The organism is Lentzea aerocolonigenes (assembly GCF_000955955.1).
Taxonomy (GTDB): domain Bacteria; phylum Actinomycetota; class Actinomycetes; order Mycobacteriales; family Pseudonocardiaceae; genus Lentzea; species Lentzea aerocolonigenes_A.
This window is the reverse complement of record NZ_JYJG01000306.1, coordinates 13,744-31,235: the sequence shown is the minus strand read 5'-3', so window position 1 is coordinate 31,235 and position 17,492 is coordinate 13,744. Positions and strand designations below refer to the sequence as shown.

The window sequence follows — 17,492 nt, the reverse complement described above, 5'->3', positions numbered from 1 at the left end:
GGCGATTTGATCAAGAGTTGGCGGTACTTGCAGACGCCAACAGAGCCGACCCCTTGGAATCAACCGTCGAGTGGCGTGCCATGATCGCGGGGCTGACGGTGCCGAACTGGGGGATTCATGGGCGCGCGGAAGTTCCGAGGTATCAGTCTGTGCTTGTTGACGGCGCTCGCGATCTGCGTGCCCGTACGGCAGGCAGGCGCGGCGGCGTGCATCCCGTCCGGCACCGAGGCGGCGATCAACGCGGCGCTGAGCGGTCCTGGCGCGAAAGCCGTGCTCTGCTCGGGAGCTGTGTTCTCGCTCAGCGCACCGGTGCGGTTCACGGCACCGGGCCAGGAGATCACCACTGAGGCGAACGCGGCCAGTCCGGCGACCTTGCGGATCGTCTCGCCCGCGCTGGCCGGCGCGGTCGACGGCAACTACCAGGACGCCGTGACCCTGCGGGGCGTCGTGGTGGACGGCAACCGACCGGCACTCGGCAGGCTGGACGGGAACGTGCCCGCCCTGGTGTCCATGGGCGGCGCACTCGACCAGATCGTGCGCGACAACACGATCATCGAGCCGCGCACGTGGTCCGCACTGCACTTCTACGAAGGCGTGGTCACCGACAGCGTGCCGCACTGCCAGCGCGGGCAGATCATCGGCAACCGGATCGGCCCCGCGGGTCTCAGTCCCAACTGGGCGGACGGCATCTCCTTGGCGTGCGGCAACTCGCTGGTGCGCGACAACACGATCACCGACGCGACCGACGGCGCCATCGTCGTGTTCGGCGCACCCGGATCCACCGTCGAGAACAACACGATCGTCGCGGAGAAGCGCGAGCTGCTCGGCGGGATCAACCTGGTCGACCACAAACCCATGAGCGGCAACTACACCGGCACCGTCGTGCGCGGCAACGTGATCGACGCGAAGAGCGCGTTCATCAAGGTCGGGATCGCCATGGGCCTGCGGGTGTGGACGTGCGAGGACCCCGGCACGGTGCACGGCGCCACGGTGACCGGCAACCGGTTGCGCGGTCTGCACATGGGCTACGGGTACGCGATCAACGGCGTGCGCGACTGGACCGTGACGGGCAACGCCGACGAGTCCCGGCACGTCGGTGTGCCGACGACGGAGTGCGGTAGCGGACAGGCCGATCCCGGTGGCTATCAGGTCGGGAGCGCCGACGCGAGCGTGCTGCAGCCGGAGTTCACCAGCGGCAAGCTGAACTTCGCGATCGGCGTGACCGAACCGGGCATCCTGAAGGTCGGCGGCGCACCGGCCGGGTGCACCTGGCTGAACCCGGACGAGGCGGTGTTCCCCGGCCGGAGCCAGACCTCGTGCGACGGGCGCTTCCGGTTGACGTTGCAGCAGGACGGAAACCTCGTGCTGGCCTACACCTCGACCGGACAGGTGCTGTGGGCGTCCGGCACGACCGGCAAGCGCAGCGCGGTGGCGTTGATGCAGCGCGACGGCAACTTCGTGATCTACGACTCGCGTGGCCGCGCGGTGTGGGCCAGCGGCTCCGGCGGCAGGTCAGGCGCCCGCCTCGCGGTCCAGGACGACGGCAACGCCGTGATCTACTCCGGCAGCACGGTGCTGTGGACCTCGGGCACCGGCGGCCACTGAGCTCACCGCAGCCCGGCGGTCTCCGTCACCGCACGAAGAGCCGCCACCACAGCGGAGAACGGCGGCAGGAACGGCTTCTCCGCCGGAACGTCGCCAAGCCACCCCACCCCGCCACGATCGATCCGCGAAGGCGGCAACGGCACCAGCGTCCCCAGCCGATGGGTCAACGCTCCCCGAGCCCGCAAGCGGATCAGGTTCACCTGCGAGGCCTCGTCGGCGGACGAGGTGAGGATCAACCACCGCCCAGGAGCCCCGGGCAGCACCACCACGGGCCCACCCAGCATCCTGACGGACAGGTAGTGCTGCACCTCCCCGCCGATCCCAGCCGCGAGCTCCACCGCGGACACGGCGTGATCGGTGGTCAGCAACAGCCGGTTCTCCGACCGCAACACCAGCCATCCCCAGTCCGAGTAACGCTCGAGCGCGCTGGAAAACGTGTCGAGTTGCGGTAATACTCCCTTGGGCGAGTTCATCGTCCTCGACCTCACTTGATTGAGATGTAACTCCGATCACATGATTTGACTCTCCGCCGCCATGAACTCACTATCGGGCCGCCATCGGCACACTCGAACGGGGCTGGAGAGCGTGACTCACCTGCAAGAACGCCATGTGACCATGATCGCGCTGGGCGGCGTCATCGGCGCCGGTCTCTTCGTGGGCACAGGCGCCGGCATAGCAGTGGCAGGACCGGCCGTGCTCATCTCATTCGGCCTGGCCGGATTTCTGGCGCTGCTGATCATGCGAATGCTCGGCGAAATGGCCGCGGAACATCCCAGCGGTGGCGCCTTCTCCGTCCACGCCGAAAAGGCGATCGGACCGTGGGCTGGATTCACCGTCGGCTGGTGCTACTGGGGAACAGTGGGAGTCGTGCTGGCCGTGGAAGCCACCGGCGCCGCCAAGATCGCAGCCGGCTGGGTCCCCGCCGTCCCGCAGTGGGCCTGGGTCCTGGTCTTCATGTCGGCCCTCACCGCGGTCAACCTGACCAACGTCCGCAACTTCGGCGAGTTCGAGTTCTGGTTCGCGGGCCTCAAAATCGCCGCGATCGTGCTCTTCCTCGCTCTCGGCGCGCTGGCGATCGCCGGCCTGCTCCCGAACGTCGGCTCCCCAGGCCTCAGCAACCTGCACGACTTCATCCCCCACGGCTGGGGTGGCGTCATCGCGGGGTTCATGGCCGTGGTGTTCGCGTTCGGCGGCCTGGAGGTCGTCACCATCGCCGCAGCCGACGCCGAAGACCCCGAGCACGCCATCAAGAAGGCCGTGCGCACCTCGATCACGAGGCTGCTCGTCTTCTACCTGGGTTCCATGGCGGTCGTCGTGACCCTGTTGCCGTACAACGACTCCGAGGTCGGCGCCAGCCCGTACGCGGCCGTGCTCAACAAGCTCGGCATCCCGGCCGCCGCCCAGATCATGAACGTCGTCATCTTCGTGGCGCTGCTGAGCGCCATCAACGCCACCCTCTACGGCGCCGCCCGCATGCTCTGCTCGCTCGCCGAACGCGGCGAGGCCCCGAAAGCGATGCTGGACAGGAAGAACGGCGTCCCGAGGAACGCCGTCCTGGCGTCAGTCGCTTTCGGTTTCTTCTCAGTCATCCTGAACTACCTGTGGCCGGACACGGTGTTCCTGCTGCTGCTCAACGCCGTCGGCTCCGCACTCCTGGTCGTCTGGGCGTTCATCGCGATCTCCCAGATCCGCCTGCGCAGGACGATGGACAACCCAGCCGTCCCGATGTGGGGCTACCCGTACCTGTCCTGGCTGGCGCTCGCCGGCATCGCCGCGATCATCGTCCTGATGCTGAACGACGAGCAGGCCCGCGGCCAGATCCTCTCCACGGGCGTGCTCGTCGCCGTCATCGCCGCGATCGCGCTCAGCAGGTCAGCTTTGCGCCGGCGAAATCTCCACGATCGAACCTGACGCCGTCACCGCTGTCGTTGACCACGAGCCGCAGGAACTTGGCGCCCACCAAAGAACCCGACAGCGAGATGGCGTCGTCCTGCCAGGTGCGCAGGCCGCTGGAGGCGACCTTCACCCCGTCCGCCCACACCTCGAAGATCGCCGAGCCGAGCTTGTTCACGTCCCGTTCGTCGTCGATGCCGACGTCGGACGTGAACGAGCTGCAGCGGCCACCCACGTACAGAATCAGCTCGGCGTTGGCATGTGCGCCGAGCCCCTTCTCGTAGGTCTTTCCGTTGATGGTCAACGTCTTGCCGTCGCCGCCGACGAAGCCGCCGTTGGACCGATCACGTTCCACCGGCCCATAACCACTGCGTTCGGTCGTGAACTTGACGTCACTGGCCCACAAAGAAGCCCCGGACGGTGGCGCGACCGGCACCAGCACCGATGAGTTCACCGGGCGCGTCAGCTTGCCGTGCCCGACCCACGTGACGCCCAGCGAGCCGTTCAGGACATGCGAACCCGGCACCACCCCAGCAGGTGGCGTCACCTTCCACTTGCTCTGCACCGACTGCGACGTCAACAGCACAGGAGCCCGCTCGGAAGAGAGCTTCTCCACCTTCCACCCGGCAGGCGCGACGAACGAAGTAGCAGCGTTCAGCACCGGGATCGGCGCCTGGTTGGTCGCGGAAACCGTTGCCACGAAAGGCTCACCGGCAGGCGTGATCGTCGAGGGAATCCCCGGGATCTGAGGCGCGATGTCCAACGAGGTGTCGATCGCGGGCTCATGCCGGTACCAGTCCTGCGACGCCTTCACCCGGAAGATCGCCGTGCCGTGCGGCGGCAACGCGGCCGAGATCTTGCCGGCCGACTGGAAGTTCTTGTGCTGCCACAGATCCCGCACGGTGTAGCCAACGCTCCGCGGCAACCCGAGATCGCGTGCGGAGGTCGAGATCGTCGCGTTCACCTCGGACTCGTTGAACAGCGCGACAGCCTTGTCCCCGTTGGCCAGCGGCTTCACGAACACCCACTGCCCGTTCTCCTGCCTGATCACCTTGCCCTGGACGCCGAGCCTGTCCTGGTTGATCGCGATGATCTCCTTGTTGCGCAGGATGTCGAAGTGCTCGGCCGACACCTTGCGCAGGTCCGCCCCGATCAGCAGCGGCGCCGTCATGATCGACCACAGCGCGAAGTGGCTCTGGTACTCAACGGTCGACTGCTGCCCGTTGCCGACCTCCAGCATGTCCGGGTCGTTCCAGTGCCCAGGACCGGCATAGGCGTCGAGCGGCGCGTTGAGCTTCAGGATCTCGACGGTCTTGGACCAGGTGTCGTTGATGTCACCGGTGGTGCGCCACAGGTTCCCGACGTCCTTGCCCCACTCCCACGGCTTGTTCTGGCCCCACTCGCAGATCGAGTAGACGATCGGGCGCCCGGTCTTCTTCAGCGCATCACGCATCTTCGTGTAGCGCTCCAGCGCGGGACGGCCCTCGTTGTTGCAGTTGTCGTACTTCAGGTAGTCGACGCCCCAGTCCGCGAACGTCTGCGCGTCGAGCTCCTCGTGGTCCAGAGCGCCAGGCATCGTCTTCGCGCAGGTCTGCGTGCCCGCGCTGGTGTAGATGCCGAACTTCAGGCCGCGCGCGTGGATGTAGTCGGCCAAAGCCTTCATGCCGCTGGGGAACCGCGTCGGGTGGTTGCGCAGCCGCCCGGTCTCGGGATCACGCGTGAGGTCCGCCCAGCAGTCGTCGACGTTCACGTACTGGTAGCCCGCGTCCTTCAAACCCTTGGACACGAAGATGTCCGCCATGTCGCGGATCATCTGCTCGTTGATGTCGCAGCCGGTGGTGTTCCAGTTGTTGAACCCCATCGGCGGCGTCAGCGCGAGCGTGGGATCCGCCGCGACAGCAGGGGGTGACGTGGGTACGGCGACGGACGCTGCGACGAGCGCCAGCGCGGTGAGCAGAGCTCTCACTTCGGCTTCTCCAGGGTGATCGCGAAGACGTGCAGGCGCGGCCCGCTCGTCCTGGGCAAGGTGACGGCGGAGAGTTCCTTCGTGGCGTCCAGTTCGATCGTCTGGTGGAAGATCGACACCTGCTTCTGCACCGGGCCGGCCGGCGTGTGCATCAACGTCGTGGCAACGGGTTCCGACTCACCGAACTGCGGCCGCTGCTGCCACGCGGTGACCCGGAACCGGGCGGGAACCGCGCCGTCGGCGTACCCGAGCGCGCCGTCCGCCTCGACGTTGTTGGTGTCGGCGGCCGCGAGCAGGTGCAGCTTCACGTACTTCCCGGCAGGAACAGCCAGCGCCTGCCCGGCAGCGATGACGTTGTTCCTGCTCGCCTCGTCACCGTTGTGGAACTCGAACAGGATGCTGTCGTCAGTCACCGAGCCGGTCTGCGGCAACTGCGCGGCCGGATAGGTGTTGCCGGAACCGTCGAAATCGCCGTCACGGCTGGTGAACTCGTTGGACAGCCCGTCGTTGTCGAACGCCGCGCTGATGTCCACCGGCACCGCGCTGCCACCGGGCGGCAACGCGGGCAATCCCCAGCGCCTGCCCGGTTCAGTCACCCGCACAGGCGCGATGGTGAAGTCACGCTCGCCACGAGCGTGGATCAACGCTTCCTGGCCACGACGAAGCTCCAGCTCCACCACGCCGTCACGGACGCTCCACCGGGAACAGCCGCGCACCTCGATGCGTCCCTCGATGCCCGTCCGGATGCGGCACGGCTGGCCGGCTTCGCTGTGCACGCGCACGAACCGCGTCCTGCCACCGCGCCGCACCGCGCTGACCAGGAACGCGCCCTCGGTCCGGGTGTCGTGGATCGTCACGTCCTGCCACACCGCGGGCACCGCCGGGAAGATCCGGATCAGCCCGCCCCAGCTCTGGATCAGCATGTCCTGCAACGACTTGGCTGCCGACAGAGGCGTCTCGATCACCGGACCTGCCTCGAAGTACATCGTGTTGGGCTGGGCGAACCGGGCGACGAACTCGCGCAGGTACTTCAGCGCCTCGTCGCCGCGGGTCATCTGGGCGGCGATCGAGGCCGCACCGGTGAAGGTGAAGCCGCGCAACGAACCCTCGAAGCTCAGCCAGTGCTTCAGCGAGCGTTCGATGAGGTCGCGGCGTTCCGGCTGCTCCCAGGTGACCTCGTGCAGCGGGTAGACCGCGAGCATGTGCGAGTAGTGCCGGTGCGACTTGGCGAACGGAACCCCGGCACCGATCATGAACCCGCCCGCGTCGACCGGGTACTCGACGAGCTGGTCCAGCACCTCCTGCCACTTCACCGTCAGCGGGTCGTCGATCTTCAAGATCTTCGCTGACTCGAGGAGAGTCCGGCACGACCAGCGCAACAGGGCCAGGTCGAAGTTGCAGTCCGGCGCGACGCCGTACTCGGGCGAGTAGGTCGGCAGCAGGTGCAGCTTGCCGTCGTTGCCCTTGCGCAGGAAGTGCAGGTAGTAGTTGGTGGATCGGCGCAGCACCGGGAAGACCGTGTCGCGCAGGATCCGCTCGTCCATCGTGTGCCGGTAGCTGAGCCACGCGTTGTGCAGCAACCAAGGCAGGTTGCCGATCTCCGGGTCCGGCGAGGGGTGCAGCGGCGAGCCGACGAAGCCCGCGTCCTGGAACGTCGGATCGGTGCTGCGCCGCAGCCCCATCGAGTCGGCGCGGAACTCGGGCCGCAACGCGTCGATCAGGATCTGCTGGTTCTGCGAGATCGTGCGCGGTATCGGATCGAGTTCGAGGTGGTTCGACGCGAGCACGGCCCAGTACTCCAGCTGGGCGTTGAGGTTGAACCACACCGACGGCCACGGCGTCGGTTCCAGCCACGGGCCGGTCGTGGGCATGATCGGGGCTTCCGCGCGGGCGCCGGACGCGAGCTTGTACAGCTGGATCCAGTAGAAGCTCTGCATCAACGCGTCCGGCACGGACACGAAGCTCTTTCGGTAGAAGCGATGCCACCACTGCTGGTGCCGGTAGCGCAGCATCTCGGGGATCGACGCCTTCGCGACCGCGTCCCTCGCCGTCGCCTCGGCCGTGCGGTCGGGGAACGAGTGCGCGACCGACAGCAGCAGTTCCGCACGGCCCTGCTTCCTGATCCGGTACGCCGTCGCCGTCTGGCCGCCCGCGACCATCTCCTGGGTGACGAGCGTGAGCCCGTTCTCGGTGCGCGTCACCGGCTTCGGGTTGGGCGGGAACGTCGCGGGCGGCGGCTCGCGGATGATCCGCGGGCTCATCGCGTCGAGCGCGAGGAACTCCAGCGTGAAGTCGCGTTCGCCACTCGAAGGCCGTACTTCCAGATGCAGCAACGACTTCTCGGCGTGCACGAACGACCGGACCGCGAGCTCACCTCTGTCCGTGACGATCTTGCCGCGCAGCTCGGCGTTCCACAGGTCGAGCCGGAGATCAACGCCGGTGATCTTGCCGACCGGCGTCAGCAGCACCCGCCCGACCGGCAGCCGCGCCACTCCCCACTCGTTCCCGAACTGGGGCCGGTGATCCTGCACCAGGGCGTGGTCGACGGTGAACCGGATCGCATTCGCCCCGGGCTCGCGGTACACCGCGGTGGCCAGGAAACCGTTGCCCAGGAACGGACCCTCGTACCAGGCGCGCGGGATACGCTGCCAGACCAGGTCCTGCTCGCCGAGGAACCGCTCCCAGTCGATCCTCGTCGCGCACCCGGCACCACCGATGTCCGCACTCGCACCACCGGGCAGCGCCGTGAGCGCCGCCCCAGCCACCACCCCGCTGAACAGTCCGCGCCGCGACAGCTCCACAGAACACCTTTCAGGTCCGCGGCGGCTGCGACCAAAGATCGGAGGTGTACCTACGAGCGCAGCCTAAGATGACCCTCAAAGCCAGTCAAGGGCGCGCAAGCCTCGGATGAAAGCGTTTACCGCCGCGAAGCAACACTGGAGGATGCTCATGTCTGTGCGTTCCTACCCGTTCGGCCCGGTGGACGGACTCACGATCGACCCCGAGTACGGCAGGCTCCAGAACGACGAACCCCTCGCCCGTGTCCAGCTCCCTCATGGTGAGGAAGGCTGGCTGCTCACGAGATACGACGACGTGCGAATCGCGTTGAGCGACAACAGGTTCAGCCTCGCGCAGGCCGCAATCCGCGACACACCGCGGATGGGCCCGCAGCGGATGGGCGCGATCCTCACCGACCTCGACCCGCCGGACCACACCCGCCTGCGCCGTTTGCTGGCACACGCGTTCACCGTGCGGCGCGTGGAACAGTTGCGCGCCAACGCGGAACGGCTCGCCGCCGAGTTGCTCGACGACGTGGAAAAGGCCGGTCCACCAGCAGATCTCGTCACGGCGTACGCGGTTCCGTTGCCAGGACTGATGGTCTGCGACCTGCTCGGCGTGCCGTACGACGACCGCGACCACTTCCAGGACCTCGCCGCCGCGTTCATGTCCATCACGGCGATGACCGACGAGGAGAAGCTGGCGAAGCTGGGCGAGCTGGCGAACTACCTCGCCGGACTCGCCGGCCAGCGGCGCGTGCATCAGGAAGACGACCTGATCAGCGCACTCGTGGTCGCGCAGGAAGATGGCGACCGGCTCACCGCGGAAGAACTGGTGCAGCTCACGGTGTTGCTGCTCGGTGCGGGCTACGACTCCACCGCCGCCCACATCGCCAACTCGGTCTACACCCTGCTGCAGTTCCCCGAGCAGGCCTCGCTGCTGCGGACGAACCCAGAGCTGATGCCAGGTGCTGTGGAGGAGCTGCTGCGGTGGATTCCGGCGCAGGAGATCTCGGACATCCTGCCGAGGTACGCGCTGGAGGACGTGGAACTGAGCGGCGGCACGGTGAAGGCGGGTGAACCCGTGCTGCTCGCCAAGCACGCCGCCAACCGCGACCCGCGCCAGTACACCGACCCCGACCGGTTCGACATCACGCGCAACGCCAAGGGGCACCTGACGTTCGGGCACGGACCGCACCACTGCATCGGCGCGCAGCTCGCCCGGATGGACCTGCAGGTCGCGCTGACGGCGATCCTCACCCGGTTCCCCGGACTCCGGCTGGCCGACGAGGTGCAGTGGCGGACCGGCATGGCCATGCGCGGCCCGCTGGCGCTGCCCGTCGCCTGGTCCTAGGCCGAGCGGCTCTGCGGCGCCAGCAGCTCGTTGATCATGTCCAGCGAGATGCCCAACGCACCCGCCAGCGCGGCGATCGTGAAGAACGACGGCGTGGGAGCACGTCCCGTCTCGATCTTGCGCACGGTCTCGGCCGACAACCCGGCGCGCGCCGCGATCTCGACCATGCTCTCCTCGCCGCGGGCGTCCCGCAGCAACTGACCGAGCCGCCGGCCGCGCTCCCGCTCAGTCGAGGTCAGGGGAATGCGAACCATGAGTGCGGATTCTACGCGAAACAGGCGGGCCAAGCGGCGAAAGTGCCGTGCCCCCAACCCGCATCGGCTGTTTCACGCCCAGTAGGACACCTCGCGACACCGCCCCCACGCCCCCATATGCCCGATATGAGGGCGTGGGGGCGGCACCGCCATGCGCCCGCCTGGACGCGAAACAGGGCGACGCGGGTTGGGGGCACGGCACTTGAAAAGTCCGTTGCGACGCCAGCCGATCACGACATAGGTTCGCAGTACACAAGAGAGGAGGTGGTCCAAAGTTGTATAGCAACCGGACTCGTGAGGTGGCTGTCCGCTAGGACCGCCCTCGGTGACGCCTAGTCGTAAACCCAGGCAGCCACCCGACCCCTGGACTCTGAGCGCTGGTCCCGCTCAGCCCGTTAACGCGGGAGTCGTCCAGGGGTTGTCCCATTCACAGGGCTTCTCGCAACACCTTCAGATCACTCACGAACGCGTCGAACGCCTCCGTGAAGTTCTCGGCCCGCACCACCGCGGACGGGTGCACGGTCACCCCGACGCGCAGCCCGTCGGCCTCCAGCACCTTGCCGCGGTTCTCGATCAGCTTGAACGACGGCCCCAGCAACGCCTTCGCCGCCACCGCTCCCAGCGCCACGACGAGCTGCGGCTTCACCACGCGGAGCTCCTCGCGCAACCACGGGAAGCAGGCCACCACCTCCGACCGGCGAGGTGTCTCGTGAATCCGGCGCTTGCCCCGCTGGGTGAACTTGAAGTGCTTCACCGCGTTCGTGAGGTAGACCTCGTCGCGAACGATCTCGGCGGCGGCCAGCGCCTTGTCCAGCAACCGCCCGGCCGGGCCGACGAACACGTGCCCCGCGACGTCCTCGCGGTCGCCCGGCTGCTCCCCCACCATCATCAGCTTCGCGGCCCGGATCGGCCCCTCGCCGAACACCGTCTGGGTGGCGTCCTCGTACAGGTCGCACCCGCGGCACTCGCTCGCGGCCGCGCGCAACGCCGCCCAGCTCTTCCCCTCGGGGACGAACTGGGCGGCGGAGGCTGTGTTACTTGTCGGACTTGAAGGCATCCTTGACCTTCTCGCCGGCCTGCTTGATGTCGGCCTTCGCGCGCTCGGCGCGGCCCTCGGCCTGCCACTGCTCGTTGTCCGTGGCGTCGCCGACAGCTTCCTTGGCGCGGCCCTTCATCTCTTCAGCCTTGTTGCTGAACTTGTCGTCGGCACCCATGGATCAGGCTCCTTCAGTGGACGGTCAGCTACGTCCACTGGTTACCCGGCGAGCACCGTCCGAAACAGTTGATAAGGTGATCACTCGCGGTTGAGAACCCAGCCGCAAGCCGATGAGACGGCTTGCCCTGGGTGTACCCGCCCTTCGCAACGCAAGCTCCCAGAGCACCGTCGTCCCACCGGCATGCCGCTGTGACCATGACGACGCGAAAGGAGCCGGCGGTGTCGTCCGCGAGAATCACCGCCCTCGAGGCCGAGGTGGCGGGGCTGCGCAAAGCTCTGGTGTCCCGGACCGTCATCGGGCAGGCCACGGGCCTGATCGCCGCACGCAAACCCTGCACACCCCAGCAGGCGTTCGGGCTGCTGGTCCACATCTCCCAGCACCACAACATCAAGCTGCACGTCGCCGCCGACCGGCTGGTGGCGGCGTTCGTGCACGCTCATCTGGGCAGGCCGGTGAAGCCGACCGACCAGCTGTTGTGGGATCACGTCGACGCGACGACCGCGAACGACTCCGGGGAAAGTGACGACGGGCTGGCCGAGGAGGTCAGCAGCACGTCGCCCTGAGGCAGCGGGACGGGCGTCGTGCCGAGGTTCACCACCACGCGGGTCGTCCCGCGGTGCAGCACCAAGCACAGCCCGTCCTGCTCCACCACGAACCTGTCCAACCGCGGGTCGGCGAGCTCCGGGCGGGAGCGGCGCAACGCGATCAGCGCTTTGTAGGTCTCCAGCACCTTCGCGTGATCAGCGCTGTCGACCTCGTTCCACTTCAGGCGCGAGTTCTCGACGGTCTGTGGTGACATCGGGTCCGGCACGTCCGACTCGCCCCAGCCGTGCCGCGCGAACTCCTTGCGGCGGCCGGTCCGCACGGCCTCGGCCAGCTGCGGGTCCGGGAAGGACGCGAAGAACTGCCACGGCGTGCTCGCGGCCCACTCCTCGCCCATGAAGATCATCGGCGTGTACGGCGAGGTCAGCACGATCGCCGCCGCGCACAACAACTTCCCGGTCGAGACCGTGGCCGGCAGCCGGTCGCCCGTTGCCCGGTTGCCGATCTGGTCGTGGTTCTGCGTGTACGCGAGGAACCGGTAACCCGGGATCAGCGCGGTGTCGACCGGCTTGCCGTGGTGCTTCTCGCGGAACGACGACCAGGTGCCGGCGTGGAAGAAGACCTTCTCCAGCGTGTTCTGCAACGCTCCCGGTGCCGCGAAGTCCTCGTAGTAGCCGAAAGTTTCGCCCGTTAGTGCGACGTGCAGGCAGTGGTGCAGATCGTCGGACCACTGCGCCTGCAGTCCGTACCCGCCGCCTTCCCGTGCCGTGACGAGCTTCGCGTCGTTCAGGTCGGACTCGGCGATCAGGCTGAGCGGTCGGTTGAGCCCTGCCGAGAGCGCGTCCACCTCCGCGGCCAGCTCTTCGAGCACGTGCACCGCGCGCCGGTCGGCCAGTGCGTGCACGGCGTCGAGCCTGAGGCCGTCGACGTGGAAGTCGCCGAGCCACTGCAGCGCGTTGTCGATCACGTACCTGCGGACCTCGTCGGAGTTCGGTCCGTCGAGGTTCAGGCCCGGTCCCCAGTCGTTGCGGCCCGCGAAGTACGGGCCGAACTTGTCGAGGTACGCGCCGGACGGTCCGAGGTGGTTGTAGACGACGTCCAGCAGCACGGCGAGACCCCGCGCGTGGCAGGCGTCGACGAACCGCTTGAAGCCGTCCGGGCCGCCGTAGGGCTCGTGCACCGCGCCCCACAGCACGCCGTCGTAACCCCAGCCCTCGACGCCGTCGAAGCTGTTGACCGGCATGACCTCGACGAACGTGATGCCGAGGTCCACCAGGTGGTCGAGCTTCCCGATGGCCGCGTCGAACGTGCCCTCTGGCGTGAACGTGCCGATGTGCAGCTCGTAGATCACGCCGCCCTGCAACGCCCGGCCCGTCCAGCCCTGGTCGGTCCAACCGAAGTCGTGCCGGTAGACGCGGGACGCCTCGTGCACGCCGTTCGGCTGCCACAGCGACCGCGGATCCGGATAAGCCTGGCCCTCGATGACGAACGCGTAGTCGGTGCCCTCAGCGTCTGAACGCCACCAGTCGCCGTCGCGCTTCATCTCGTGGTCGAAGCCGTCGACGCGCACGTGCACCGACTCGGGTGTCGGCGCCCAGACCTCGAAGCTCACTCGTCCCCCTGAACCAGCAGTGCGACCGGATAGGTGCCGAGCAGTCCGGCCAGGTCCTCGGTGGCCGGCCGGCCGGTGAGCACGTCCGTCCACTTCGTACCCGGCAGCGGCAGAACCGTGTCCTGCCAGCCCTTCTGCGCCAGCCCGACCGGCAGCCTCGTCGCCACCGTGATCACGCCGGAGCGTTCGAACGCCAGCACGTGCTCGGCGGCCGGGCCTTCGGCGTGCAGCGGCCGGTAGCCATGCAGACCGCGTTTGCGGACGTGCAAAGCCTTCTGCACGACCAGGAGCTTCGCCGCGCCGGAGTCGTCGATCTCCGGCAGCCAGCCCTTTTCGATGCGGTCCAGCAGCTCTGCGCGGACCTCGTAGTCGACCGGCCGGCGGTTGTCCGGGTCGACCAGCGAGAAGTCCCACAGCTCGGTGCCCTGGTAGATGTCCGGCACGCCGGGCGCCGTGAGCTGGACCAGCTTCTGCCCCAACGAGTTCGCCCAGCCGGGAGCCTTGATCCGTTCGGCGAACGCGGCGACCTCGGGTTCGTTCAGCACCTTCGCCGGCCACGCGGCCACCTCGGCGTCGAACTCGGCGTTCCGGTCGACCCAGGACGTCTTGATCTTGGCTTCCCTGGACGCCTTCTCGAGGTATTGCCCGAGACGGTCCTCGGTGATCGGGTACGCGCCGACCAGCGACTGCCACGCGAGACGGTTCAGCGTCGGTTCGGAGATGCCGTGCTTCTCGGACATCGCGCTCTCGAACGCGAGGTAGGAGTCCGGGATCTCGGCCAGCACCGCGAGCCTGGCCCTGACGTCCTCGGACCGCTTGGTGTCGTGCGTCGACAGCGCGGTCATTGCTCGGGGCGTCTGCGCTTCGCGGGCTTGGGCGCGCTGGTGGAACTCGGTGACCGGCATGCCGAACCTGTCCGGCGAGCCGCCGACCTCGTTGAGCGCCACGAAGTTCGTGTAGCGGTAGAACGCGGTGTCCTCGGTGCCCTTGGCGACGACCATGCCGGACGTCTGCTGGATCCTGGTCGCCAGCTCACCGTGCGGATCGTTGCGCACCTGCTCGTCGAGTGCGCGCGCGGCAGGCGATTTGGCCTTGCGGACCGCGGTTTCCCAGTGGCCTGAACCTTCCGGCAGGTACGACCGGTAGACCGGGAAGCCGACCATCACCTCGGCAACGGCCTGGCAAGCGTCCTCGAAGTCGACGCCCTGCACGAGGCGGGCGATCCGGCGCACCTCGGCGACCAGGATCGAGTCCGCCACCTGCTGCCGTGACTCGTGCTCGACGGTGTGGAAATCACCCGCGAACGCGTCGGTGGGCGCGATGAACACACCGCAGACCTCGCGCAACGCGTCATAACCCGTGGTGCCGTCGACCGGCCAGCTCTGCGGCAGCGACTCGTCAGGGCCGAGGATCTTCTCCACGACCAGCCAGCCGTCGAAGTGCTCGCGCAACCTGCGGAAGTACCCGCCCGGATCGGCGAGACCGTCCGGGTGGTCGACGCGCAGTCCCGTGACACCCCACGACAGGACCTCGCGGTGCGTCGCCTCGAACACCTCCGGGTCCTCGACCCGCACCGCCGCGAGCTCGGTGATGTCGAAGAACCGGCGGTAGTTGAGCTCGGAGTTGCCGCGCCGCCAGTCGACCTTGACGGAGTGCTCGCCCGGTTCGTCCTGCGCCCCTTCCGCGAGCACCGGCAGCAGCACCTTGCCGGACGACCAGTCGATGTCGAAGTACCGCGCGTACCTGGAGTTCCGACCGTTCGCGAGGACGTCGTCCCACCACGGGTTCGGCACGACCATGTGGTTCGGCACGATGTCGACGACGAGCCCGAGTTCGTGCTCTGCCAAGCTCTTCTGCAGTGCCCGGCGGCCTTCGTCGCCACCGAGCTCAGGCCGTGCACGGGTCGGGTCCACGACGTCGTAGCCGTGGGTCGAGCCTTGCCGCGCGTCGAGCATCGGCGACGCGTACAGCGCGCCGATTCCCAGTCGCCGCAGGTAGTCCGCGATGGCGGCGGCGTCGGCGAAGGTGAAGTCCGGGGTGAGCTGAACGCGGTACGTGGAATCGGGCGCGCCCATCAGCCCACCCTCTGCAGCACCACGAGCGACCGCGCGGTGAGGGTCAGCTGCCCGCCCGCGACGACGGGCTTCTCGCCGTTGCCGACGTGCCCGGTCGTCGTGTCGACCACCACCGTCCACTCAGGACCGTACTCGACGTCCGGCAACGTCACCTCGATGTCCTCGTAGTGCGCGTTGAACGCCATCAGGAACGAGTCGTCGACCACCCGCATGCCGCGCGAGTCGAGGTCCGGGATGCCCTCGCCGTTGAGGAAGATGACGACGCACTTGCCGAAGTCGTCCTCCCAGTTCTGCTCGGTCATCTCCTCGCCGGACGGGGTGAACCACGCGATGTCGCGCAGCTCCTCGCCCTTGCGGATCGGCCGGCCCGCGAAGAACCGCTTGCGCCGGAACACCGGGTGCGCCCTGCGGAACCGCGACAGCGCGGCGGTGAACTCGACCAGCTCGGCGTTGCTCTCCAGCAACGACCAGTCGACCCACGACACCTCGTTGTCCTGGCAGTACGCGTTGTTGTTGCCGTGCTGCGTGCGCCCGAACTCGTCGCCGTTGACGATCATCGGCACACCCTGCGACAACAGCATCGTCGCCATCAGGTTCCGCCGCTGCCGCGCCCGCAGCGTGAGCACTTCCTCGTCGTCCGTCGGCCCCTCGACACCGCAGTTCCAGGACCGGTTGTGGCTCTCGCCGTCCTGGTTGTCCTCGCCGTTGGCCTCGTTGTGCTTCTCGTTGTACGACACCAGGTCGTTCAGCGTGAACCCGTCGTGCGCCGTCACGAAGTTGATCGACGCGTACGGCCTGCGCCCGTCGTCCTGGTAGAGGTCGCTGCTGCCGGTGATCCGGGACGCGAACTCGCCGAGCGTCGCCCGCTCCCCGCGCCAGAAGTCCCGCACCGTGTCCCGGAACTGCCCGTTCCACTCCGTCCACAGTGGCGGGAAGTTGCCGACCTGGTACCCACCGGGCCCGACGTCCCACGGCTCCGCGATCAGCTTGACCTGCGACACCACCGGATCCTGCTGCACGACTTCGAAGAACGTCGCCAGCCGGTCCACGTCGTAGAACTCCCTGGCCAGCGTCGCCGCGAGGTCGAACCGGAAGCCGTCGACGTGCATCTCGGTGACCCAGTACCGCAGCGAGTCCATGATGAGCTGCAACGTGTGCGGCGCCCGCACGTTCAGCGAGTTACCGGTGCCCGTGTAGTCCATGTAGAACTTCGGGTCGTCCTCCACCAGCCGGTAGTACGACTCGTTGTCGATCCCGCGCATGGACAGAGTCGGCCCGAGATGGTTGCCCTCGGCGGTGTGGTTGTAGACGACGTCGAGGATGACCTCGATGCCCGCCTGGTGCAGGGCCCTGACCATGCCCTTGAACTCCTGCACCTGGTTCAGCGGCAACGCCGAGTAGGCGTCGTGCGGCGCGAAGAAGCCGATCGTGTTGTAACCCCAGTAGTTGCTGAGCCTGCGCTCGGCCAGCGTGTGATCGCTGATGAACTGGTGCACCGGCATCAGCTCGACCGCCGTCACGCCGAGCTTGGTCAGGTGGTCGATCATCACCGGATGCGCGAGGCCCGCGTACGTACCCCGCAGCCGCGGCGGAATCTCCGGGTGGTCGATCGTGAGGCCGCGCACGTGGGCCTCGTAGATGACGCTCTCGTTGTACGGCGTCTTGGGCAACCTGTCGCTCGTCCAGTCGAAGAACGGGTTCACCACGACGCTCTTGGGCACGTGCGGCGCCGAATCCGTGTCGTTGCGCTCGTCCGGCGACCCGAACTTGTACCCGTACAGCGCCTCGTCCCACGCCAGGCCGTTGGAGATGGCCTTGGCGTACGGGTCGATCAACAGCTTGTTGGGGTTGCACCTGAGGCCCCGTGCCGGGTCGTACGGGCCGTGCACGCGATATCCGTACTTCTGGCCAGGACCGACGCCGAGCAGGTAGCCGTGGTGGACGAAGCCGTCCACCTCCGGCAGCCTCACGCGTGTCTCTGTGCCGTCCTCGTCGAAGAGGCAGAGTTCCACGTACTCCGCGACCTCGGAGAACAGGGCGAAATTGGTGCCAACACCGTCATATCCGGCGCCCAGCGGGTAGGGCCTTCCAGGCCAGGGTCGCACGATGCTCCTCGTCACAGCCAAGTAGCTACCCGCCGACCCTATCCACCTAACGCCGGACCGGCATCACGCCTGTGCCCGCACCGGTAATTCT

13 protein-coding genes are annotated in these 17,492 nt (G+C 67.6%); 4 read left to right on the top strand and 9 right to left on the bottom strand.

Features of this window, described 5'->3' with window-relative positions:
- Window positions 1-156 precede the first annotated feature (156 nt).
- Window positions 157-1,605 (top strand): right-handed parallel beta-helix repeat-containing protein, encoded by a 1,449-nt coding sequence (locus UK23_RS53080; protein WP_196778012.1) that lies wholly within the window; start codon window positions 157-159, stop codon window positions 1,603-1,605.
- 2 nt (window positions 1,606-1,607) lie between these two features.
- On the opposite strand, the gene UK23_RS34565 is transcribed toward UK23_RS53080, so the two are convergent.
- Window positions 1,608-2,078 carry a hypothetical protein gene (locus UK23_RS34565; RefSeq protein ID WP_156213600.1) on the bottom strand — a complete coding sequence of 157 codons (471 nt, stop codon included), beginning with the start codon at window positions 2,076-2,078 and terminating at the stop codon, window positions 1,608-1,610.
- A gap of 112 nt (window positions 2,079-2,190) precedes the next feature.
- Between UK23_RS34565 and UK23_RS34560 the strand changes: the two genes are divergently transcribed.
- Window positions 2,191-3,516, top strand: coding sequence for an amino acid permease (locus UK23_RS34560; RefSeq protein ID WP_231114814.1), 1,326 nt, complete (start codon window positions 2,191-2,193; stop codon window positions 3,514-3,516).
- Here the strand turns inward: UK23_RS34560 and UK23_RS34555 are convergent.
- Both UK23_RS34555 and UK23_RS34550 read right to left on the bottom strand, forming a co-directional pair.
- A complete protein-coding gene (locus tag UK23_RS34555) occupies window positions 3,470-5,464 on the bottom strand; it encodes an NPCBM/NEW2 domain-containing protein (RefSeq protein WP_045315934.1) in 1,995 nt (664 codons plus the stop codon). The genes UK23_RS34560 and UK23_RS34555 overlap by 47 nt on opposite strands.
- Window positions 5,461-8,265: a glycosyl hydrolase family 95 catalytic domain-containing protein gene (locus UK23_RS34550; protein WP_045315933.1), complete on the bottom strand. Its 2,805-nt coding sequence runs from the start codon at window positions 8,263-8,265 to the stop codon at window positions 5,461-5,463. The genes UK23_RS34555 and UK23_RS34550 overlap by 4 nt, the downstream gene beginning before the upstream one ends.
- A 148-nt stretch (window positions 8,266-8,413) precedes the next feature.
- Here UK23_RS34550 and UK23_RS34545 point away from each other — a divergent pair, with 148 nt between their 5' ends.
- A complete protein-coding gene (locus UK23_RS34545; protein ID WP_052685328.1) occupies window positions 8,414-9,595 on the top strand; it encodes a cytochrome P450 in 1,182 nt (393 codons plus the stop codon).
- Here the strand turns inward: UK23_RS34545 and UK23_RS34540 are convergent.
- The 3 genes from UK23_RS34540 to UK23_RS34530 all read right to left on the bottom strand — a co-directional run bounded on the left by UK23_RS34540 (window position 9,592) and on the right by UK23_RS34530 (window position 11,063).
- On the bottom strand, window positions 9,592-9,849 hold the full coding sequence (locus tag UK23_RS34540) for a helix-turn-helix domain-containing protein (RefSeq protein WP_045315931.1): 258 nt from the start codon (window positions 9,847-9,849) through the stop codon (window positions 9,592-9,594). The two genes, UK23_RS34545 and UK23_RS34540, sit on opposite strands and share 4 nt — an antisense overlap.
- Before the next feature lie 427 nt (window positions 9,850-10,276).
- On the bottom strand, window positions 10,277-10,906 hold the full coding sequence (locus UK23_RS34535; RefSeq protein ID WP_045315930.1) for a UdgX family uracil-DNA binding protein: 630 nt from the start codon (window positions 10,904-10,906) through the stop codon (window positions 10,277-10,279).
- On the bottom strand, window positions 10,884-11,063 hold the full coding sequence (locus tag UK23_RS34530) for a CsbD family protein (protein WP_045315929.1): 180 nt from the start codon (window positions 11,061-11,063) through the stop codon (window positions 10,884-10,886). Before UK23_RS34530 ends, UK23_RS34535 begins: the two co-directional genes overlap by 23 nt.
- A 221-nt stretch (window positions 11,064-11,284) precedes the next feature.
- Between UK23_RS34530 and UK23_RS49235 the strand changes: the two genes are divergently transcribed.
- Window positions 11,285-11,629, top strand: coding sequence for an ANTAR domain-containing protein (locus UK23_RS49235; protein ID WP_052685326.1), 345 nt, complete (start codon window positions 11,285-11,287; stop codon window positions 11,627-11,629).
- On the opposite strand, the gene treZ is transcribed toward UK23_RS49235, so the two are convergent.
- Genes treZ through glgX form a run of 3 tightly spaced genes read right to left on the bottom strand, consistent with a single transcriptional unit; the run spans window position 11,548 to window position 17,401 of the window.
- Window positions 11,548-13,221 (bottom strand): malto-oligosyltrehalose trehalohydrolase, encoded by a 1,674-nt coding sequence (treZ, locus tag UK23_RS34520; protein ID WP_045315928.1) that lies wholly within the window; start codon window positions 13,219-13,221, stop codon window positions 11,548-11,550. The two genes, UK23_RS49235 and treZ, sit on opposite strands and share 82 nt — an antisense overlap.
- Window positions 13,218-15,296, bottom strand: coding sequence for a malto-oligosyltrehalose synthase (gene treY / locus UK23_RS34515; protein ID WP_045315927.1), 2,079 nt, complete (start codon window positions 15,294-15,296; stop codon window positions 13,218-13,220). The genes treZ and treY overlap by 4 nt, the downstream gene beginning before the upstream one ends.
- Window positions 15,296-17,401 (bottom strand): glycogen debranching protein GlgX, encoded by a 2,106-nt coding sequence (gene glgX, locus UK23_RS34510; protein ID WP_045315942.1) that lies wholly within the window; start codon window positions 17,399-17,401, stop codon window positions 15,296-15,298. The genes treY and glgX overlap by 1 nt, the downstream gene beginning before the upstream one ends.
- Between the last annotated feature and the right edge of the window lie 91 nt (window positions 17,402-17,492).